This window comes from Isoptericola sp. NPDC056134 (assembly GCF_042264825.1).
Taxonomy (GTDB): domain Bacteria; phylum Actinomycetota; class Actinomycetes; order Actinomycetales; family Cellulomonadaceae; genus Isoptericola; species Isoptericola nanjingensis.
In genome coordinates, this window is the sequence record NZ_JBHJVM010000002.1 from 252,333 (window position 1) to 271,868 (window position 19,536).

The 19,536-nt window shown below is 75.1% G+C and carries 20 protein-coding genes; 19 read left to right on the plus strand and 1 reads right to left on the minus strand.

What is annotated here, in order from left to right:
* Positions 1-12: 12 nt before the first annotated feature.
* From ftsY to ACFCZN_RS03670, 18 genes are all read left to right on the plus strand, one after another.
* Positions 13-1,179 (plus strand): signal recognition particle-docking protein FtsY, encoded by a 1,167-nt coding sequence (gene ftsY / locus ACFCZN_RS03585; protein ID WP_430555834.1) that lies wholly within the window; start codon positions 13-15, stop codon positions 1,177-1,179.
* A gap of 176 nt (positions 1,180-1,355) precedes the next feature.
* A complete protein-coding gene (locus tag ACFCZN_RS03590) occupies positions 1,356-2,642 on the plus strand; it encodes an ammonium transporter (RefSeq protein WP_429762300.1) in 1,287 nt (428 codons plus the stop codon).
* Complete coding sequence (locus ACFCZN_RS03595) at positions 2,639-2,977, plus strand: P-II family nitrogen regulator (RefSeq protein WP_429728391.1); 339 nt, start codon at positions 2,639-2,641, stop codon at positions 2,975-2,977. The genes ACFCZN_RS03590 and ACFCZN_RS03595 overlap by 4 nt, the downstream gene beginning before the upstream one ends.
* A 12-nt stretch (positions 2,978-2,989) precedes the next feature.
* Positions 2,990-4,834, plus strand: a complete 1,845-nt coding sequence (locus ACFCZN_RS03600; RefSeq protein ID WP_430555835.1) for an HD domain-containing protein — start codon at positions 2,990-2,992, stop codon at positions 4,832-4,834.
* 46 nt (positions 4,835-4,880) lie between these two features.
* Positions 4,881-6,497, plus strand: a complete 1,617-nt coding sequence (ffh, locus tag ACFCZN_RS03605) for a signal recognition particle protein (RefSeq protein WP_430555836.1) — start codon at positions 4,881-4,883, stop codon at positions 6,495-6,497.
* A gap of 53 nt (positions 6,498-6,550) precedes the next feature.
* Positions 6,551-7,654 (plus strand): amidohydrolase family protein, encoded by a 1,104-nt coding sequence (locus ACFCZN_RS03610; RefSeq protein WP_430555837.1) that lies wholly within the window; start codon positions 6,551-6,553, stop codon positions 7,652-7,654.
* Between the two features lie 195 nt (positions 7,655-7,849).
* Positions 7,850-8,269, plus strand: a complete 420-nt coding sequence (rpsP, locus tag ACFCZN_RS03615; protein WP_429762296.1) for a 30S ribosomal protein S16 — start codon at positions 7,850-7,852, stop codon at positions 8,267-8,269.
* A complete protein-coding gene (locus ACFCZN_RS03620) occupies positions 8,269-8,508 on the plus strand; it encodes an RNA-binding protein (RefSeq protein WP_429728397.1) in 240 nt (79 codons plus the stop codon). The genes rpsP and ACFCZN_RS03620 overlap by 1 nt, the downstream gene beginning before the upstream one ends.
* A 137-nt stretch (positions 8,509-8,645) precedes the next feature.
* Positions 8,646-9,197 (plus strand): ribosome maturation factor RimM, encoded by a 552-nt coding sequence (gene rimM / locus ACFCZN_RS03625; RefSeq protein WP_430555838.1) that lies wholly within the window; start codon positions 8,646-8,648, stop codon positions 9,195-9,197.
* A 1-nt stretch (position 9,198) separates the two neighbouring features.
* Positions 9,199-10,020: a tRNA (guanosine(37)-N1)-methyltransferase TrmD gene (gene trmD / locus ACFCZN_RS03630; protein WP_429762294.1), complete on the plus strand. Its 822-nt coding sequence runs from the start codon at positions 9,199-9,201 to the stop codon at positions 10,018-10,020.
* A gap of 172 nt (positions 10,021-10,192) precedes the next feature.
* Positions 10,193-10,555 (plus strand): 50S ribosomal protein L19, encoded by a 363-nt coding sequence (rplS, locus tag ACFCZN_RS03635; protein WP_429762293.1) that lies wholly within the window; start codon positions 10,193-10,195, stop codon positions 10,553-10,555.
* Positions 10,556-10,757: 202 nt separating this feature from the next.
* Complete coding sequence (gene lepB / locus ACFCZN_RS03640) at positions 10,758-11,561, plus strand: signal peptidase I (RefSeq protein WP_429762292.1); 804 nt, start codon at positions 10,758-10,760, stop codon at positions 11,559-11,561.
* An 83-nt stretch (positions 11,562-11,644) separates the two neighbouring features.
* Positions 11,645-12,457 (plus strand): ribonuclease HII, encoded by an 813-nt coding sequence (locus ACFCZN_RS03645; RefSeq protein ID WP_429762678.1) that lies wholly within the window; start codon positions 11,645-11,647, stop codon positions 12,455-12,457.
* A complete protein-coding gene (locus ACFCZN_RS03650) occupies positions 12,454-12,753 on the plus strand; it encodes a DUF2469 domain-containing protein (protein ID WP_013838354.1) in 300 nt (99 codons plus the stop codon). Before ACFCZN_RS03645 ends, ACFCZN_RS03650 begins: the two co-directional genes overlap by 4 nt.
* A gap of 145 nt (positions 12,754-12,898) precedes the next feature.
* Positions 12,899-13,258: a YraN family protein gene (locus tag ACFCZN_RS03655; RefSeq protein ID WP_430555839.1), complete on the plus strand. Its 360-nt coding sequence runs from the start codon at positions 12,899-12,901 to the stop codon at positions 13,256-13,258.
* Positions 13,258-14,793: a YifB family Mg chelatase-like AAA ATPase gene (locus ACFCZN_RS03660; RefSeq protein WP_430555840.1), complete on the plus strand. Its 1,536-nt coding sequence runs from the start codon at positions 13,258-13,260 to the stop codon at positions 14,791-14,793. Before ACFCZN_RS03655 ends, ACFCZN_RS03660 begins: the two co-directional genes overlap by 1 nt.
* Positions 14,786-16,144: a DNA-processing protein DprA gene (dprA, locus tag ACFCZN_RS03665; RefSeq protein WP_430555841.1), complete on the plus strand. Its 1,359-nt coding sequence runs from the start codon at positions 14,786-14,788 to the stop codon at positions 16,142-16,144. The genes ACFCZN_RS03660 and dprA overlap by 8 nt, the downstream gene beginning before the upstream one ends.
* Before the next feature lie 125 nt (positions 16,145-16,269).
* Positions 16,270-17,217 (plus strand): tyrosine recombinase XerC, encoded by a 948-nt coding sequence (locus tag ACFCZN_RS03670; RefSeq protein WP_430555842.1) that lies wholly within the window; start codon positions 16,270-16,272, stop codon positions 17,215-17,217.
* 81 nt (positions 17,218-17,298) lie between these two features.
* Here the strand turns inward: ACFCZN_RS03670 and ACFCZN_RS03675 are convergent, their stop codons facing one another.
* Positions 17,299-17,937: a murein hydrolase activator EnvC family protein gene (locus ACFCZN_RS03675; RefSeq protein ID WP_430555843.1), complete on the minus strand. Its 639-nt coding sequence runs from the start codon at positions 17,935-17,937 to the stop codon at positions 17,299-17,301.
* Between the two features lie 560 nt (positions 17,938-18,497).
* On the opposite strand from ACFCZN_RS03675, the gene rpsB reads away from it, so the two are divergent.
* The gene (gene rpsB, locus ACFCZN_RS03680; protein WP_430555844.1) at positions 18,498-19,430 is read left to right on the plus strand and encodes a 30S ribosomal protein S2; all 933 of its coding nucleotides are present in this window, start codon (positions 18,498-18,500) and stop codon (positions 19,428-19,430) included.
* Positions 19,431-19,536: the final 106 nt, after the last annotated feature.

The window sequence follows — 19,536 nt, forward strand, 5'->3', positions numbered from 1 at the left end:
GAGACTGTCCGCGTGACTGATCAGCTCTGGTTCTGGATCCTTCTCTGCGTCGTCGTCGTGGTCGGCGGCGGTGCCGCACTGCTCGTCCCGAGGTCGCGCCGCCGGCGCCCCGACCAGCAGATCGACCAGCCGGTCGACCGGCGGGACGACGGCGTCACGACGGTGGCCCCCGCGCCGGAGGGAGCGTCGGTCGACGCGGGCCCCGCGGCGGAACCGGCGGCGCCCGCGCTCGAGACGCCGGAGCCGGTGGCCGGGCGCCTGGTGCGTCTGCGCGACCGGCTCGCCCGGTCGGGGTCGCCGCTCGGCGCGCGGCTGCTCAGCGTGCTGTCCCGCGACCACCTCACCGAGGACGACTGGGACGAGCTCGAGGAGACGCTCCTGCTCGCCGACATCGGCGCCGGACCGGCCGAGGAGCTCCTCGAGGCCCTGCGCACGCGCGTGCGCGTGCTCGGCGTCCGTGACCCGAAGACCGTGCGGGACCTGCTGCGCGAGGAGCTGCTCAAGGTCGTCGACCCGGCGCTGGACCGCGACGTCGCCACGACCGGCCCGGTCGGTGACGACGGCACGCGGCTGCCCGCCGTCGTGCTCGTGGTGGGCGTCAACGGCACGGGCAAGACGACGACGGTCGGCAAGCTGGCGCGGGTGCTGGTCGCGGAGGACCGGTCCGTGGTGCTCGGGGCGGCCGACACGTTCCGCGCGGCGGCCGCCGACCAGCTGCAGACCTGGGGCGCCCGCGTGGGCGTGGAGACGGTGCGCTCGGACCGCGACGGCGCCGACCCGGCCGCCGTCGCGTTCGACGCGGTGAAGCGCGGCAAGGCCGAGGGCACGGACGTCGTCCTCGTCGACACCGCGGGCCGCCTGCAGAACAAGGCGGGCCTCATGGACGAGCTGGGCAAGATCACCCGCGTCATCACCCGGGAGGCGCCGCTCGCCGAGGTGCTGCTCGTGCTCGACGCCACGACGGGGCAGAACGGCCTCAACCAGGCCCGCGTCTTCAGCGAGGTCGCCGGCGTCACCGGCATCGTGCTCACCAAGCTCGACGGGACCGCCCGCGGCGGCATCGTCGTCGCCGTGCAGCGTGAGCTCGGCGTGCCGGTCAAGCTCGTCGGGCTGGGGGAGGGCCCCGACGACCTGGCGCCGTTCGACCCCGAGCAGTTCGTGGACGGCCTGCTGGGCTGACCACCGCCGCACCCGCGGCACCCCGCGGCACCCCGTGACAAGGCCCCGTTAACGCAAAGTTGACGCGTGACGGGGCCTTGTCACACCCGCGAAACACCAGAACACTCCAGGCGAAACCCCGCCCGACCACGGTAGTGCCCGACCCGGCCGCCCGGCTGGTGAGGGAGGAACAACTCATGGAGCTGGACACCGGAGCAACCGCGTGGATGCTGATGTCGGCATCTCTCGTGCTCCTGATGACCCCTGGACTCGCGCTCTTCTACGGCGGGATGGTGCGCGGCAAGTCCGTGCTGAACATGATGATGATGTCGTTCGGCGCGATCGCCGTCGTCGGCGTCGTCTACGTGCTGTGGGGCTGGTCGATGTCCTACGGCGCCGACCTCGGCGGGATCGTCGGCAACCCGTTCGACCAGTTCGGGCTGTCCGGCGCGATCTACGACGCCGCGGGCGAGTTCGCGATCGACGACTTCGGCGTCCCCGGCATCGTGGGCGTGGGCTTCCAGGCGACGTTCGCCATCATCACCGTCGCCCTGATCTCCGGCGCGATCGCCGACCGCGCCAAGTTCGGCACCTGGATGGTCTTCGTGGCCGTGTGGGTGACCCTCTGCTACTTCCCGATGGCGCACATGGTCTGGGGCGGCGGTCTGCTGTCCGGCGACGGGCCGTTCGCGTCCATCGCGACGCCGATCGACTTCGCCGGCGGCACCGTGGTGCACATCAACGCCGGTGTGGCCGCGCTGGTCCTCGCCCTGGTGGTCGGCAAGCGCAAGGGCTTCGGCTCCGAGCCGATGCGCCCGCACAACCTGCCGCTCGTCATGCTGGGCGCGGCGCTCCTGTGGTTCGGCTGGTTCGGCTTCAACGGCGGCTCCGCCTTCACCGCCGACGGCTTCGCCGGCCTCGCGTGGGTCAACACGACGGTCGCCACCGCGGCCGCGGTGCTCGGCTGGCTCCTGGTGGAGAAGCTGCGTGACGGCTCCGCGACGTCGCTCGGTGCGGCGTCGGGTGTCGTGGCCGGGCTCGTCGCGATCACCCCGGCCGCCGGGTCCGTCAGCCCCGTGGGCTCGATCGCGGTCGGCGCGATCGCCGGCGTGCTCTCCGCCTTCGCGGTGGGGCTGAAGTACAAGCTGGGCTACGACGACTCGCTCGACGTCGTGGGCGTGCACCTCGTCTCCGGCCTCTGGGGCACGGTCTCCATCGGCTTCCTGGCCACCGAGACGGGCCTGTTCTACGGCGGCGGCCTGAACCAGCTCGCGGTCCAGGCGATCATCGCCGTCGTCGCGATCGTCTTCTCCGGCATCATCACCTACCTCATCGCGATCGCGCTCAAGGCGGTCATGGGCTGGCGGGTCTCCGAGGAGGCCGAGGTCGGTGGCATCGACCTGGCGGTGCACAGCGAGTCCGCGTACGAGACCGTCCCGCAGGGTTCCGCCAGCGGCCAGATCAAGAGGGAGATCCGCGCATGAAGCTCGTCACCGGGGTCGTCCAGCCCCACCGCCTGGACGACGTGAAGTCCGCCCTCGAGGCCGCCGGCATCCGCGGGATGACCGTCAGCGAGGCCAGCGGCTACGGACGCCAGAAGGGCCACACCGAGGTGTACCGGGGCGCCGAGTACACGGTCGACCTGGTGCCCAAGGTCCGCGTGGAGGTCCTCGTCGCGGACGAGGACGCGTCCACCGTCGTGGACGTCGTCGTCAAGGCCGCCCAGACCGGCAGGATCGGGGACGGCAAGGTGTGGACCACGACGCTCGACGACGTGGTGCGCGTGCGCACCGGCGAGCACGGCGACGCGGCCCTCTAGGAGACGCGGACAGTGCTCCCGGACGACCAGCCGGGCGCGACCGAGCCCCGCACCCCGGACGCCGGGGTGCGGGGTTCGCGCGTCGACGACGGCGCCACCACGACCCCTGCGGTGGGCCCCCTGCGCGCGGACCTGCTCGCCGCCGCCGACGGCCTGACCGGCCCCGGCCGGTCGGGGGTCGCGCGCCGCACGGCCCTGCAGCAGCTCGTCACCGACCGGCTCACCCCCCTGTACGAGACCGCCACGGCCGACGTCGACCCGACGGGCCTCGCGCTGGCCGCCGTCGGCAGCCTCGGCCGCGGCGAGCTCGGCCCGCTGTCGGACCTCGACCTCGTGCTCGTGCACGACGGCCGCACCCACAAGCCCGACGAGCTCGCCCGCGTCGCCGACGCGCTGTGGTACCCGCTGTGGGACTCCGGCGTCGACGTCGACCACGCCGTGCGCTCGCTGAGCCAGACGCGTCGGCTCGCGTCCACCGACCTGCCCGCCGCCGTCGGCTGGCTGGACGTGCGGCCCGTGGCGGGGGACGCGGTCGTCGTCCACCGCGCGGCCTCCGCGATCCTCACCGACTGGCGCTCGGCGTCCCGCCGCCGGCTGCCCGAGCTGCTGCACAGCGCCCGCGACCGGGCCGAGCGCGCGGGGGAGCTGGCGTACCTCATCGAGCCGGACCTCAAGGAGTCGCGCGGCGGCATCCGCGACGCCGTCCTGCTGTCGGCGCTCGCGGCCACGTGGCTCACCGACCGCCCGCACGGCCGCGTGGACCGGGCGTACGCGCACCTGCTGGACGTGCGGGACGCGGTGCACGTCGTGACGCGGCGCCGCTCCACCAAGCTGCTGCTCGCCGACCTCGACGAGGTGGCCGCCCGCTGCGGGTACGACGACCCCGACGAGCTGCTGGCCAGCCTCGCCGAGGCCGGTCGGGAGATCTCCTACGCGCTGGACTCCACCGTGCGCCGCGCCCGGCAGGCGCTGCAGCGTCCCGCGGTCCGCCGGCCCGTCATGGTCCGGGGGCGCCGGTCCGCGCCGCGGCTGCGGTCGGTGGGCGACGGCCTCGTGGAGCACGACGGCGAGCTGGTGCTGGCCGTGGGGGCGCAGCCGGCCGAGGACCCGCTGCTGCCGCTGCGGGCGGCGGCCACCGCGGCGCGCACCGGTCTCGTGCTCTCGCCCGTGACCGTGCAGTCGCTCGCGGAGTCCCCGCCGCCGCCCGCGCCGTGGCCGCCCGCCGCGCGCTCCGCGCTGCTCACGCTGCTCGGCGCGGGGCCGGCCCAGGTGCCGGTCTGGGAGGCGCTCGACCTGGCCGGCGTCGTCACGACCTGGATCCCCGAGTGGGCGGCCGTGCGCAACCGCCCCCAGCGGGCCGCGGTCCACCGGCACACCGTGGACCGGCACCTGGTGGAGACGGCGGCGCGCGCCGTCCGGGTGCGCCGCCAGGTCGCGGCGGACGGGGGCGTCGCGGCGGCGCCGACGGACCAGCTCCTGCTCGGCGCCCTGCTGCACGACATCGGCAAGCGCCGCGGCGCCGTCGAGCCCGACCACTCCGTGGAGGGTGCCCGCGTCGCCCCCGGCATCGTGCTCCGGACGGGGTTCGGCGAGGACACGGCGCGCGACGTCGGCCTCGTCGTGCGCCACCACCTCACCCTCGCGCGCCTCGCGACCACGGCCGACCTCGAGGACCCGGCCACGGTGGCGGAGCTCCTCGACGCGCTCGAGCACCGCGGCGACCTGCTCGAGGTGGTGCGCGTGGTCACGGAGGCGGACTCGTCGTCGCTGGGCCCGGCGGGATGGACGGCGTGGCGCGCGAGCCTCGTGGACGACCTCACGGGGCGGGCCCGTCGGGCGCTCGCCGTCGGACGGTAGGCTAGGTGGCCGCACCCCACGACGACCTCTCCTAAGGACCTGCCTGGTGTTCAACTCCCTGTCGGACCGGCTCACCGCGACGTTCAAGAACCTGCGCGGGCGGGGTCGGCTCTCCGAGGCGGACATCGACGCGACCGTGCGCGAGATCCGTCGGGCGCTCCTCGACGCCGACGTCGCCGTGCCCGTCGTGCGCGAGTTCACCTCCGCGGTGCGCGAGCGTGCGCTGTCCGCCGAGGTGTCCGGCGCGCTGAACCCGGCGCAGCAGGTCGTGAAGATCGTCAACGACGAGCTCGTGTCGATCCTCGGCGGCCAGACCCGGCCGCTGCAGCTCTCGAAGACGCCGCCGACGGTCATCATGCTCGCCGGCCTCCAGGGCGCCGGCAAGACGACCCTCGCCGGCAAGCTGGCGCTGGCGCTCAAGGAGCAGGGCCACACGCCGCTGCTGGTCGCCGCCGACCTGCAACGCCCCAACGCGGTGACCCAGCTCTCCGTCGTGGCTGAGCGGGCCGGCGTCCCGGTCTACGCGCCGCACCCGGGCAACCAGGGCGCGGAGACGGACGTCGTCATCGGCGACCCCGTGGGCGTGGCCCGTGACGGTGTCGCCGAGGCGAAGGTCAAGCAGCACGACGTCGTCATCGTCGACACCGCGGGCCGCCTGGGCGTCGACCAGGTGCTCATGCAGCAGGCCTCGGACATCCGCGACGCCGTGCAGCCCGACGAGGTCCTGTTCGTCATCGACGCGATGATCGGCCAGGACGCCGTCGCCACGGCGAAGGCCTTCGAGGAGGGCGTCGACTTCACCGGCGTCGTCCTGTCCAAGCTCGACGGAGACGCGCGCGGCGGTGCCGCCCTCTCCGTGGCGACGGTGACGGGCCGCCCCATCATGTTCGCCTCGACCGGTGAGAAGCTCACCGACTTCGAGGTCTTCCACCCCGACCGCATGGCGTCGCGCATCCTCGACATGGGTGACGTGCTCACCCTCATCGAGCAGGCAGAGAAGGCCTTCGACGCCGAGGAGGCCGCCAAGATGGCGGCCAAGGTGGAGAAGGGCGAGGACTTCACGCTGTCCGACTTCCTGGTGCAGATGCAGCAGATGAAGAAGCTCGGCTCCATGAAGAAGATGCTCGGGATGATGCCCGGCATGGGGCAGATGCGCGAGCAGCTCGAGAACTTCGACGAGCGGGAGGTCGACCGGGTCCAGGCCCTCATCCAGTCGATGACGCCCGCCGAGCGCGACAACCCCAAGATCATCAACGGCTCGCGCCGCGCGCGCATCGCGCGGGGCTCCGGCCAGACGACGACGGCCGTCAACCAGCTCCTCGAGCGGTTCACGCAGGCGCAGAAGATGATGCGCCAGATGAGCAAGGGCGGCGGCATGCCGGGCATGCCTGGCGGCGTCCCGGGGATGCCGGGGATGCCGGGCGGGGGCAAGAAGTCGCGCGGCAAGCAGGCGCCCTCGAAGAAGGTCAAGGGCAAGTCCGGCAACCCCGCGAAGCGGGCGCAGCAGGAGCGCGAGGCCCTGCAGCGTGCGCTCGGCGGCCCCGCCGCGAAGCCGTCCCCGCAGGGCTCCGCGTTCGGGATGGGCGGCGAGGAGCCGGCCGAGCAGGACCTCTCGAAGCTCCAGCTGCCGGACGGGCTCGACAAGCTGCTCGGCGGACGCTGAGGCGCACGGACCGGCCTCCACGGCCCGGCCCCCCGACTCGGTAACCTTCGACCATGTCTGCCCCGCACGTCCCGCTGCACGTCACCGGCCACGTCCTGCTCGGTCACGATCGCGACGTCGGCGAGATGTGGGTGCGCGACGGCCGGGTCAGCCTGACCCGCCCGTCGCCGCAGGGCAGCGCCACCCGCGAGCTCGAGGGCTGGGTGCTGCCGGGTCTGGTGGACGTGCACTGCCACGTGGGCCTCGGCCCCGACGGCGCGGTCGACCAGGCGACGGCGGAGGCCCAGGCCGTCGCCGACCGCGACTCCGGCGTCCTGCTCGTGCGCGACGCGGGCTCGCCCGTGGACACGTCCTGGGTCCAGGAGCGCCCCGACCTGCCGCGCCTCGTGCGCGCCGGCCGGCACCTGGCACGCCCCAAGCGCTACCTGCGGGGCTTCGGCCTCGAGCTCGACGACGTGGGAGCGCTCCCCGACGCGGTGCGCGCCCAGGCGCGCCGCGCGGACGGCTGGGTCAAGCTGGTCGGGGACTGGATCGACCGCGAGGCGGGCGACCTCGGCCCGCTGTGGCCGCGCGACGTGCTCACGGAGGCGGTCGCCGCCGCGCACGCGGAGGCCGCGCGCGTCACGGTGCACGCCTTCTCCGAGGAGGTCGTGCCCGACCTGCTCGCCGCGGGCGTGGACGGCATCGAGCACGGGACGGGCGTCATGGGGGCGCTCGTGGACGAGGTCGCGGCGCGGCGCATCCCCGTGACCCCCACGCTGCTCCAGGTGGCCCGCTTCGAGGAGATCGCCCGGCGGGCGGAGGGGAAGTACCCGGAGTACGCGGCGCGGATGCGGCGCATGCACGCCCGCCGGTACGAGCACGTGCGCGCGCTCCACGAGGCGGGCGTGCCCCTGCTCGTCGGGACCGACGCCGGCGGCACGCTCGGGCACGGGCGGGTCGTGGACGAGTGCGCCGAGCTGGTCGCGGCCGGCATCCCCGCCGCCGACGTCGTCGCGATGGCGACCTGGCGGGCGCGCGAGCTGCTGGGCTTCGGCGCCCTCGTCGAGGGGTCCAGCGCGGACCTGGTGGTCTACCCCGCCGACCCGCGCGAGGACATCGAGGTGCTGCGGCACCCGACCGCCGTCGTGCTGCGCGGGCAGGTCGTCCGCGGCTGACCTCCCCGCGCCGGGGCGAGAGGTGCGTCACCCGTGGTTGGAGCGGGCACGCCCGGTCTGGCACAATGGCGGGGTACTCGGCGTGCCCAGGCCCCTCTCTCCTGCGCAGGTCGCGTTCCTGACCTCCGGACACCGCCAGGACCCCACCCGGCGGCGCGTGAGGTCGCCCCACCAGAACCAGGAGACACCACCACAGTGGCCGTCAAGATTCGTCTGAAGCGCCTCGGCAAGATCCGGGCCCCGTACTACCGCGTCGTCGTGGCCGACTCGCGCTCCAAGCGCGACGGGCGCGTCATCGAGGAGATCGGGAAGTACCACCCGACCGAGGAGCCGTCGTTCATCGAGATCAAGTCCGAGCGGGCGCAGTACTGGCTCGGCGTCGGTGCGCAGCCGACCGAGCAGGTCGCCGCGCTGCTCAAGATCACCGGTGACTGGCAGAAGTTCAAGGGTCTTCCGGGCGCCGAGGGCACCCTCAAGACCAAGACCGCGAAGGCCGACAGCGCCGCCGCGGTCGAGGCCGTCGCCGCCGAGGCCGAGAAGGCCAAGGCGAAGGCTGCCGAGAAGAAGGCCGAGGAGCCGGCGGCCGAGGCCACCGAGGCTGAGGCCGAGGCCTGATGCTCGCCGAGGCCCTCGAGCACCTGGTGCGCGGCATCGTGGACAACCCGGACGACGTCCGGGTGGCTTCGCGGACGCAGCGCCGGGGCGACCTGCTCGAGGTGCGGGTGCACCCCGACGACCTCGGCCGCGTGATCGGCCGGGGCGGACGGACGGCGAAGGCGCTGCGCACGGTGGTCGGCGCCCTCGCGACGGACGGCCCCGTGCGGGTCGACGTCGTGGACGTCGACCGGCGCTGACGCGTGCCGCACCCGCTGCCGTAGCACTGACGAGGCCCGACCCCACCGAGAGTGGGGCCGGGCCTCGTCGTCTGCCGCGAGGCATGCTGGGACCGGTGGTCACCGGCCCACGAGAACAGTTCGAGACAGGAGTGGTCATGCAGCTGGTGGTGGCGCGCGTCGGGCGGGCGCACGGGCTCCGGGGCGAGGTCGGCCTCGACCTGCGCACCGACAACCCCGAGGAACGGCTCGCGGTGGGGCTCACCCTCGCGACCGAGCCGGCCGAGGCCGGGCCCCTCACGGTGACCGCCGCGCGGGTGCACCAGGGCCGCTGGCTCGTGTCCTTCGCGGAGGTGGCCGACCGCACCGCGGCCGAGGCGCTGCGGGGCGTCGAGCTCGTCGTCGAGGCCGACGTCTCCGACGAGGAGGACGCCTGGTACCCGCACGAGCTCCAGGGCCTGCGGGCCGAGCTCGAGGACGGGACCGTGGTCGGCGAGGTGACCGGCCTCGAGCACCTTCCGGCGCACGACGCGCTCGTCGTGCGGGAGACCGGCGGCGAGCGCACGCTCGTACCGTTCGTCCGCGCCATCGTGCCGGAGGTCGACGTCGCGGGCGGGCGCGTCGTCCTGACGCCCCCCGGCGGGCTGCTCGCCAGGGACGCGGCGTCCGCCGTCGTCGACCGGGCGGACGACGCCCAGGGCGAGGGCTGACGTGCGCGTCGACGTCGTCTCGATCTTCCCCGACTACCTCGCCGCGCTGGACCTGTCGCTGGTCGGCAAGGCGCGCAAGGCCGGGCTGCTCGACCTGCGGGTGCACGACCTGCGGGACTGGACCACCGACCGGCACCGCACGGTCGACGACACCCCGTTCGGCGGGGGAGCGGGCATGGTCATGCGCCCGGACGTCTGGGGGCGGGCGCTCGACGACGTCCTGCCGGCGGGCGGGGGCGGGCACCTGGTCGTGCCGACGCCGTCGGGCGACGTCTTCACGCAGCGGCACGCGGAGGCGCTGGCGGCCGAGGAGCACGTGGTCATCGCGTGCGGGCGGTACGAGGGCATCGACGCACGCGTCGCCGAGCGCACCCGCGCCGCCGGCCACCGCGTCAGCGAGCTGTCCATCGGCGACTACGTGCTCAACGGCGGGGAGGTGGCCGCGCTCGTGATGATCGAGGCGTTCGGGCGGCTGCTGCCGGGCGTCGTCGGCAACCCGCACTCGCTGGTCGAGGAGTCGCACGGCGCAGCCGGCCTGCTGGAGTACCCGGTGTACACGAAGCCGCCGGAGTGGGCGGGGCTCGAGGTGCCCGAGGTGCTCCTGTCCGGCCACCACGCCCGGATCGAGCGCTGGCGTCGCGACCGGGCGCTGGAGCGGACCGCCGCACGGCGCCCCGACATGGTGGCCGCGCTCGACCCCGCGTCGCTGGACAAGGCGGACCGCGCCGTCCTCGCCGGCCTCGGCTGGGAGGTGCGTGACGGACGCCTCCGTCCCGCGGCGGAGCCCGAGCCGGGGTCCGCGCCGGGACGTGTGGCAGAATAGGGCGCTGGTGCGTTCGCCGACCCGGCCTCTGCCACAGGGGAGGTCACGACGGGCTGCTGGTCAGCCCGCCTGGTCGAGGAGCCGACGCACCCACCGACACGTCAGATTCCGCGTGCCCCTGCGGGCGCGCCACGATCTTGCTCCTGACCTGTGGCAGGGCGGGGAGACCACCATGCACACGCTCGACTCCGTCGACGCAGCCTCGCTGCGCTCCGACGTCCCGGACTTCCGCGCCGGCGACACCGTCAAGGTCAACGTCAAGGTCGTCGAGGGCAACCGCTCGCGCGTCCAGGCGTTCCAGGGCATCGTCATCGCGCGCCAGGGCGGCGGCGTCCGCGAGACGTTCACCGTCCGCAAGATCAGCTTCGGCGTCGGCGTGGAGCGGACGTTCCCCCTGCACGCCCCGACCATCGACTCGATCGAGGTCGTCTCCCGCGGCGTCGTCCGCCGGGCGAAGCTGTACTACCTGCGCAACCTGCGCGGCAAGAAGGCGAAGATCCGCGAGAAGCGCGAGACCGCGCCGACCTCGAAGTGAGGCCGTGCGGCGTGATGCGCCGCGTCGCGACGCGCTGACGCGCACCCCCGGACGGGCGGTTCCTGCCGATGGCAGGGCCGCCCGTCCGTCGTCGTCCCCGGGGTCGGCCGGGGCCGCCGCCGGAGCGCGAGCGGGGGCCTGTCGCGGTTTCGCCGTGGACGGTGGCGAGTGAAAGAGTGAGGGCGTGGCAGACTCCGATCCCGTGACAGACCGGCCCAGCGCGCGCGATCCCCGTCCCCACGACCCCGCGGGCAGCGGCTCCGGCGACGGGGTCGAGGGCTTCGACGCCGTGGTCGGAGCGGGCCGCCCCGCCCCCGCCGAGGGCCCGACCCCGAGTCGCGGGCTCGGCGTCCTGCGCGAGACCGCGATCATCGTGGTCAGCGCGCTGGTCCTGTCGTGGCTCATCAAGACGTTCCTGGTGCAGGCGTTCTACATCCCCAGCGGGTCGATGGAGGACACGCTGGAGATCGGCGACCGGGTGATGGTCTCGCGCATGGTGCCGGACGTGTTCGACGTCCACCGTGGCGACATCGTGGTGTTCAAGGACCCCGGCGGCTGGCTGCCGCCGTACGAGCCGCCCGAGCGGACCCCCGTGGGGCAGGCGGTGACGAACGTCCTGACGTTCGTGGGGCTGCTGCCGCAGGAGACGGGCGACCACCTGATCAAGCGGGTCGTCGGGACGCCCGGCGACCACGTGACGTGCTGCGACGACCAGGGCCGCGTGAGCATCAACGGCGAGCCGATCGACGAGGAGTCGTACATCAAGCCGGGCTCGGTGCCGAGCCAGGACCCGTTCGACACGGTCGTGCCCGACGGCTTCCTGTTCGTCATGGGCGACAACCGGCAGAACTCGCAGGACTCCCGCTACAACACGGGCAAGCCCGGCGGCGGGTTCGTGCCGATGGACAACGTCGTCGGGTCGGCGTTCGCCACCGTGTGGCCGCTGGGCGACGCGAAGCTCCTGCGCAACCCGGGCGACGTCTTCGCGAAGGTCCCGGAGCCGTGACGTCGCTGGTCGAGCGCGGCCCCGAGCAGGACGCAGGGCAGGCCGGCGCCGAGCCCGTCCGGGCGACGTCCGGGCCGGAGACGGTGCGCCGGCCCACGCCGCCCCGCCGCCGCACGGCCGGCGCCGGCGCCAAGCAGCGCCGGAGCCCGACGCTGCGCCAGGAGCGTGCGCTGCTCACAGGAGGCGCACGGCTGGTCGCGGGCATGGACGAGGTGGGGCGCGGCTCCCTCGCCGGGCCCGTGAGCGTGGGGGTCGTCGTCGTGGACGCGGCGACGCGGACGGCGCCCCAGGGGCTGACCGACTCGAAGCTCCTCACCCCGGCGGCGCGGGTCGCGATGGTGCCGCAGCTGCAGCGCTGGGGGGTCGCGTGGGCCGTCGGGCACGCGGGGCCGGCGGAGATCGACGCGCACGGGATCGTGGCCGCGCTGCGGCTCGCCGGGCGGCGGGCACTGGCCCAGGTCCGGCGGACGTGCGGCGACGTGGACGTGGTGCTCCTCGACGGCTCGCACGACTGGCTGAGCCGGGGCGACGTCGACCTGTTCGAGGCGGCGGCCCTCGACCCCCTCGGGCCCGAGGCGCCGGAGCCGGGGGTGCGCACCCTCGTCAAGGCGGACCTGCAGTGCTCGTCGGTCGCGGCCGCGAGCGTGCTCGCCAAGGTGGAGCGCGACGGGCTGCTCGTGCGTCTGGCGCGCCAGTACCCGGCGTACGCGTGGGACCAGAACAAGGGGTACTCGGCGCCCGCCCACCTGGACGCGCTGCGCCGGCTCGGCCCGACGCCGCAGCACCGCCGGTCGTGGAACCTGCGCGCCCTCGCGGACGACGGCGCGGTCCCGGCGTCCGGCACGCCCGCCGCAGGCCTCGCCCTCGACCCGCCCGATGGGATGATGGCCCTGTGAGCGCCGAAGACCTCGAGAACTACGAGACCGAGATGGAGCTCGCGCTGTACCGCGAGTACCGCGACGTGGTGGGCCTGTTCTCGTACGTCGTGGAGACGGAGCGGCGGTTCTACCTCGCCAACCAGGTGGACCTGCAGGTGCGGTCCGCCGCCGGCGAGGTCTACTTCGAGCTCCGGCTGGCCGACGCGTGGGTATGGGACGTCTACCGCTCCGCGCGGTTCGTGAAGTCGGTGCGCGTGGTGACGTTCAAGGACGTCAACGTGGAGGAGCTCGCGAAGGCCGAGCTCGCCCTGTAGCTCGCTCCCTGTCGACGCCACGAGGCGCCGGTAGGCACGGAGGCTGCCCCCAGGCGGCCCCCCTGCGCCCCTCGTCCACAGGACACCGTCCGCGTGCGCGTCGGCCCTGCACCGGGCCGCGAGGCTTCCCCGCGGAGGTGGTTCGATGCGGGCGAAGGACGCCGTCGGGCGGTACGGGGAGCGGGTGGCCGCGCGCCACGTCGAGGCGCAGGGCATGGAGGTGCTCGAGCGCAACTGGCACGGCACGGGAGGCGAGCTCGACCTCGTCGCGCGTGACGGCGACGTGCTGGTCGCGATCGAGGTGAAGACGCGACGGGGCACCGCGTTCGGCCACCCCGCGGAGGCGGTGACGGCCGCCAAGCTGTCCCGGATCCGCCGGCTCACGGGGCAGTGGCTGGTGGAGCACCGGGACGTGCGCTGCCGCGAGATCCGGGTCGACGTGGTGGCCGTGGTGCTGCCGCGGGCGGGCGCCGCGCAGGTCGAGCACCTCGTGGGGGTGCTCTGATGGGCCTCGGGACGACGGCGGCGGTCGCCCTCACCGGGCTGACCGGGCACGTCGTGGAGGTGCAGGCGCAGCTCGCGGCGTCCGTCCCCGGGTTCACGCTGGTGGGGCTGCCGGACACGGCGCTCAACGAGTCGCGCGAGCGGGTGCGGGCCGCGGTGCTCTCCACCGGCATCAAGTGGCCGCACCGCAAGATCACCGTCAACCTGTCGCCCGCGTCGCTGCGCAAGTCCGGTTCGTCGTTCGACGTCGCCATCGCGGTCGCCGTGCTCGCGGGGGACGGCGTGGTACCCCGGGCCGGGCTGGACCGGGTGGTGCACCTGGCGGAGCTCGGCCTCGACGGGCGCCTCCAGCCCGTGCGCGGGGTGCTCCCTGCGGTCGCCGCGGCCGTCGAGGCGGGGTGCCCCGACGTCGTGGTCGCGACCGGGGACGCGGACGAGGCCCGGCTGGTCCCCGGTGCGCGCGTCCACGCGGCGTCGAGCCTGGCCGAGGTGGTGCTGCTCCACGGCGGCGAGCTCGCCGAGCCGCCGGTGCTGGACCCGGTCCGGGCGGCGCGGCAGTCCGCGCCACGCCGGTCGCCGGGGGACCTCGCGGAGGTGGTCGGGCAGGTGCACGCGAGGATGGCGCTCGAGGTCGCGGCCGCCGGTGGGCACCATCTGCTCCTGGTCGGGCCACCGGGTGCGGGCAAGACCATGCTCGCCGCCAGGCTGCCGGGCATCCTGCCGGACCTCACGCCCTCCGAGGCCGTGGAGGTGACGTCCGTGCACTCGGTGGCCGGGACGTTCGACCCCGGGAACGGCCTCCTGACGCGCCCGCCCTTCGAGGACCCGCACCACACGGCCACCCCGGCGGCGATCGTCGGCGGGGGCAGCGGCCTGGCCCGGCCCGGCGCGGTGTCCCGCGCGCACCGGGGGGTGCTGCTCCTGGACGAGGCCCCCGAGTTCCCGTCCCGCGTGCTGGAGACGCTGCGCCAGCCGCTCGAGCAGGGGGAGCTGGTGCTGCACCGCTCCGGGGGAGCCGCCCGCTACCCGGCACGCTTCCAGCTGGTGCTGGCGGCGAACCCCTGCCCGTGCGGGATGGCGTCGGTGAACAAAGGGCTGGACTGCTCCTGCACGCCCATGGCGAAGCGCCGGTACTTCGGTCGTCTGTCGGGGCCGCTGCTCGACCGCGTCGACCTTCAGGTGGAGGTCCTGCCCGTGACGCGGGCGGAACGGACGGCACGGTCGGAGGGGGAGTCGTCGGCGGTGGTCGCGGCCCGGGTCGCCCAGGCGCGGGCCGCAGCCCGCGAGCGGCTGGCCGGGACACCCTGGACCACGAACGCGGAGGTGCCCGGGCGGTGGTTGCGGGAGCGGTCACGAGCACCGGGGGTGCTGCAGCCGATCGAGCAGATGGTCGACCGGGGGGTGCTCAGCCTGCGCGGGGCCGACCGAGTGCTGCGGATCGCGTGGACGCACGCCGACCTCGCGGGGCGCGCCGCACCGACGGTCGACGACGTCTCCACGGCCGTGACGATGCGCACGAGGGGGAGCCATGCGTGAGCCGGCAGTGGAGCCAGTCGTGGGGGCGGTCGTGGGGCCGGCCGCGGAACCGAGACCGACCGCGACGCGGTCGCTCGGCGCCGGAGGGCTGCCCTTCGCGGCGGACGACCCGGTGCTCGCCCGCGCCGCGTGGAGCCGGTTGGCCGAGCCGGCCGACGCGGTGGCGGGCGCCCTCGTCACGCACCTCGGGGCCCCGGCGGCGCTGGAGTGGGTCGTCGACGCGGTCCGCGACCCGGCACGCGCCCTGCGGGGGTCCGCGGTCGAGCCGCTGGGCAGCGAGGTCGCGGCCGACCGGCTCATGGAGGGGGTCGCCCGGTGGGCGCCGCGGCTCGAGCGGCTCGACCCGCGGCGGGAGCTGCGGGTCCTCGAACGGCTCGGCGGCACGCTGCTGGTGCCCGGGGACGCACGCTGGCCGGCCCGGCTCGCCGCGCTGGGCCCGGAAGAGCCCTTCGCCCTGTGGGTGCGCGGCGACGCCGATCTCGCCGCGCTGACGGAGCGGTCGGTCGCACTCGTCGGGGCGCGGGCGTCGAGCGCCTACGGGGACCACGTGGCGGCGGACCTGGCGGCCGGTGTCGCCGACCGCGGCTTTGCCGTCGTGTCGGGCGGGGCGTACGGGATCGACGCCGCGGCCCATCGCGGTGCGGTCGCCGGCGGGGCTGCCACCCTGGCGGTGCTCGCCGGCGGCGTGGACCGCTTCTACCCGCCGGGCAACCAGGATCTCCTGCGACGCCTGGCGGACGGCGCGGGTGCGGTGGTGAGCGAGGTCCCGCCCGGGTCGGCACCGTTCAAGCAGCGCTTCCTCGCCCGCAACCGGATCATCGCCGCCGTGTCGTGCGCGACCGTCGTGGTGGAGGCCGCCTGGCGGTCGGGGGCGCTGTCGACGGCACGGCACGCGACGCGACTGCTGCGCCCCCTCGGTGCCGTGCCCGGCCCGGTGACGTCGGGGACCTCGACCGGGTGCCACGCGCTCCTGCGGGACGGGGCGGCGGTCTGCGTGACGGACGCCGCCGAGGTGGCCGAGCTCGCCGGTCCGTACGACGGCGAGGCGGCGCCGGCCCCGCACGACGGGGCTCCCGTACCGGGGCGCGCCGCCCGTGCGCTGTCGCGCCGACGGATGCCGGCGGAGGTCGAGGCCCTCGGCGAGCGCGCGCGCGAGGTGTGGGACGCGCTGCCGGCACGGGGCGCGACCGCCCTGGACGCGCTGGCACGGGTGGCCGGCCTCGCCCCGGGCGAGCTGCTCGCCGGTCTCGGTGCACTCGAGCTGCACGGGCTCGCCGCCCAGGAGGCCGGCCGGTGGCGCCGGGTCCGCCGCGCCGACGGCGGGGCGGGCAGGACGACGTCGAACGGCTGAGGCGGCGGGCCGGTGCGAGAGGTCGTCCGCCAGGGGGGCGCACGAGGGGTGTCGCACCGGTGGACGACCTCGACACGCGCGGCGCCTCACCCGTCCCGAGACGGCTCAGGGGCACACTGACCTGGATGGACACCGATCCGGACCTGCCGCCGCTGCCGGCGCCGCTCGCGGGGGCGCTGGCGCGTTTCGACGAGTATCTCGAGGTCCAGCGCGGGCACTCGGCGCACACGCGTCGTGCGTACCGTGCCGACGTCGGGTCGCTCCTGCGGTACGCGGTGCGGCACGGGGTCGACGGCCTGCCGGGGGTCGACGTGGTCGTGCTGCGCGGCTGGCTCGCCGCGCAGGCCGAGCGCGGCCTGGCCCGGGCGACGATCGCCCGTCGCGGCGCCGCGGCGCGGACCTTCCTGCGGTGGGCGTACCGCGTGGGGCTGGTGCAGACGGACCCGACGGTGCGGTTGGCGAGCCCGAAGGTGTCGCGGACCCTGCCGACGGTGCTGAGCGCGGACGCGGCCGCGACGCTGCTCGACACCGCCCGCGAGGTCGCGCACGCCGCGGAGCCGGAGGATCGCCCCGCGGCCCTGCGCGCGTGGGCCGCGTCCGAGCTCCTGTACGGCAGCGGCATCCGCGTCGGCGAGCTGGTGCAGGTGGACGTGCCTGCCGTCGACCTCACGGACCGTCTCGTGCGGGTGCTCGGCAAGGGCGGCAAGGAGCGGGTGGTGCCGTTCGGCGTCCCGGCGGCGCGCGCGGTGTCCGAGTGGCTGGCGCACGGCCGGCCGGCCCTGCTGCAGCCGACGTCCGGGGCCGCGCTCCTCCTGGGGGCGCGCGGTGGCCGCTGGGGGCAGCGACAGGTCCGCGACGCGGTGCATCAGCTCGCGGCCCAGGCGGGCGTGGAGGACGTGGCCCCGCACGCGCTGCGGCACTCCGCGGCGACGCACCTGCTGCAGGGCGGCTCGGACCTGCGGTCCGTCCAGGAGGTGCTGGGGCACTCCGACCTCGGCACCACGCAGCGGTACACCCACGTGGACGACGAGCGGCTGCGCCAGGTGTTCGTGCAGGCGTTCCCGCGCGCCTGAGCTGTGCGGGCCTCCGTTCGCCCGTCCCGTCCGTCGGTACAGGCTCGTGAGCGTCGGCCCGACCGGCGCGCCCGCCTCCGCTCACGGACCGCCGGGCAGCAGCACGATCGGTGGCGCCTGGCCGAGCAGCGCGAGCGGGTCGAGGTACACCTCGCCGCGCAGGACGCCCCAGTGCAGGCACCCGGCGGGCGCGCAGTGCCCCGGCCCGGCGGTGAGCGCGCCCACGACGTCGCCCGCGGCCACCGGGTCGCCGAGACCCACTGAGGCGGTGACGGGCTCGAACGTGGACCGCAGGCCACCGGGGTGCGCGACCACCACGACGGGCTTGCCGGCGACCTGCCCGGCGAACGACACCGTTCCCGTGGCCGGTGACCGCACCCGCTCGCCCGTCGCGGCGGCGAGGTCCACCCCGCGGTGGCCCGCGGCCCACTCCTCGGCGGGAGGGTCGAACGGGTGCACGACGTCGCCGGGCACGGGACGCGTCCATCCGCCGCCGTCGCCGTCAGCGTGCAGGGCCGGGACCGGAGGCGCCGCGCCGGCGAGCGGCGCGGCGGCCAGGAGGCCCACGACGCCGACCGTGGCGAGCCCGATGACGAGTCTCATGAGGGGTCTGGCGACCGTCGTGGCGGGGACGGACGACCCGACGGGGCACGCGGTGGCACGACCGACCTGCCGGCCACGGCGGGCCGGTGCCCGGACGGTCGTGGTGGGAAGCTTCATGGGAGCAGGCTGGCGGAGCAGGCGGACCGCTTCGAGCGTCGGCCGAAGCGCTGTGGATCGCCCGCGGCGGCCGACTCCTGGGGGCAGGCTCGAGGCGTTCGCGCCCCGCGCCGCGTCATCCGCCGGGTGGCGCCGGCCGCGTCGGGCGGTGCGGCAGGTGGGCGATCGCCGGTGGGCAGAGAGGCCCGGAACCGTCGGGTAGACTGGCTGCCGCGATCGGCTTGCGCCTCGCCCCCCGATTCATCCCGGTGGATCCCGTGGACCGTCCTCGACGTCCTGCGGGCTCGCCGGCCGGGGGAGCGGACGCGAACCGGTCGACATCGCGCGTCACGCACGCGCCCCGCGACCCGGCCCGCCGGGTGCAGGGTGCGGCCGCGTCGGCAGCGGTCCGTCCCCGGGTCCCCTGGGAACGGTGCCGACCCGGCGTGACGCCAGGGGTGCCGGGCCCGATGCCCGTCACCGACGAACCGAGTACCGCGACCGGAGCCTGCAGCAGCAGCCCGGTCGCCCGACGCGCGTGCAGCCCGGAGGATCCGGCGCACGCGGCGAAAGGACGTGTCATGGCCGTCGTGACCATGCGCCAGCTCCTCGAGAGCGGTGTCCACTTCGGACACCAGACCCGCCGTTGGAACCCGAAGATGAAGCGGTTCATCTTCACGGAGCGCAACGGCATCTACATCGTCGACCTGCAGCAGTCGCTGTCGTACATCGACCGCGCCTACGAGTTCGTCAAGGAGACCGTCGCCCACGGCGGCAGCATCCTGTTCGTCGGCACCAAGAAGCAGGCGCAGGAGCCCGTGGCCGAGCAGGCCGCCCGCGTCGGCATGCCGTACGTGAACCACCGCTGGCTCGGTGGCATGCTCACCAACTTCACCACCGTGCACAAGCGCCTCCAGCGCCTCAAGGAGCTCGAGGAGATCGACTTCGACGACGTCGCCGGTTCGGCGCTGACGAAGAAGGAGCTCCTCGTCCTGCGTCGCGAGAAGGACAAGCTCGCGCGCACGCTGGGCGGCATCCGTGACATGGCCAAGACCCCCTCGGCGGTCTGGATCGTGGACACGAACAAGGAGCACCTGGCCGTCAACGAGGCGAAGAAGCTGGGCATCCCCGTCGTCGCGATCCTCGACACCAACTGCGACCCCGACGACGTCGACTACGCCATCCCGGGCAACGACGACGCGATCCGCTCCGTCACGCTGCTCACCCGCGTGATCGCCGACGCCGCGGCCGAGGGCCTGCTGCAGCGCCACTCCGGCAAGAAGGGCGAGGCCGCGGAGACCGCCGAGGCCGAGCCGCTGGCCGAGTGGGAGCGTGAGCTCCTGGCCGGTGCCGAGGCCGCACAGGCCGAGGCCCCCGCCGCCGAGGAGGCGCCGGCCGCCGAGGCGACCGAGGCCGCCGAGGCGACCGAGGCCGCCCCGGCCGCCGAGGAGGCCCCCGCCGCCGAGGAGACGCCTGCCGCCGAGGGCGAGCAGGCCGCCGAGAAGTCCGAGTGAGTCCTCGCGGGCCGGTCACCCCCGGGTGACCGGCCCGCGGACCGCCGCACGACCCACTCCGCCCGGCACCCCGACCGGGTCCGGGCGGACCTCGAACCAGCACGGA

Coding starts and splice junctions, on each gene's coding strand:
- ACFCZN_RS03590 (WP_429762300.1), top strand. CDS start 1,356: ATGGAGCTGGACACCGGAGCAACCGCGTGGATGCTGATGTCGGCATCT.
- ACFCZN_RS03595 (WP_429728391.1), top strand. CDS start 2,639: ATGAAGCTCGTCACCGGGGTCGTCCAGCCCCACCGCCTGGACGACGTG.
- ACFCZN_RS03610 (WP_430555837.1), top strand. CDS start 6,551: ATGTCTGCCCCGCACGTCCCGCTGCACGTCACCGGCCACGTCCTGCTC.
- ACFCZN_RS03620 (WP_429728397.1), top strand. CDS start 8,269: ATGCTCGCCGAGGCCCTCGAGCACCTGGTGCGCGGCATCGTGGACAAC.
- rimM (WP_430555838.1), top strand. CDS start 8,646: ATGCAGCTGGTGGTGGCGCGCGTCGGGCGGGCGCACGGGCTCCGGGGC.
- rplS (WP_429762293.1), top strand. CDS start 10,193: ATGCACACGCTCGACTCCGTCGACGCAGCCTCGCTGCGCTCCGACGTC.
- ACFCZN_RS03655 (WP_430555839.1), top strand. CDS start 12,899: ATGCGGGCGAAGGACGCCGTCGGGCGGTACGGGGAGCGGGTGGCCGCG.
- ACFCZN_RS03660 (WP_430555840.1), top strand. CDS start 13,258: ATGGGCCTCGGGACGACGGCGGCGGTCGCCCTCACCGGGCTGACCGGG.
- dprA (WP_430555841.1), top strand. CDS start 14,786: ATGCGTGAGCCGGCAGTGGAGCCAGTCGTGGGGGCGGTCGTGGGGCCG.
- ACFCZN_RS03670 (WP_430555842.1), top strand. CDS start 16,270: ATGGACACCGATCCGGACCTGCCGCCGCTGCCGGCGCCGCTCGCGGGG.
- ACFCZN_RS03675 (WP_430555843.1), bottom strand. CDS start 17,937: ATGAAGCTTCCCACCACGACCGTCCGGGCACCGGCCCGCCGTGGCCGG.
- rpsB (WP_430555844.1), top strand. CDS start 18,498: ATGGCCGTCGTGACCATGCGCCAGCTCCTCGAGAGCGGTGTCCACTTC.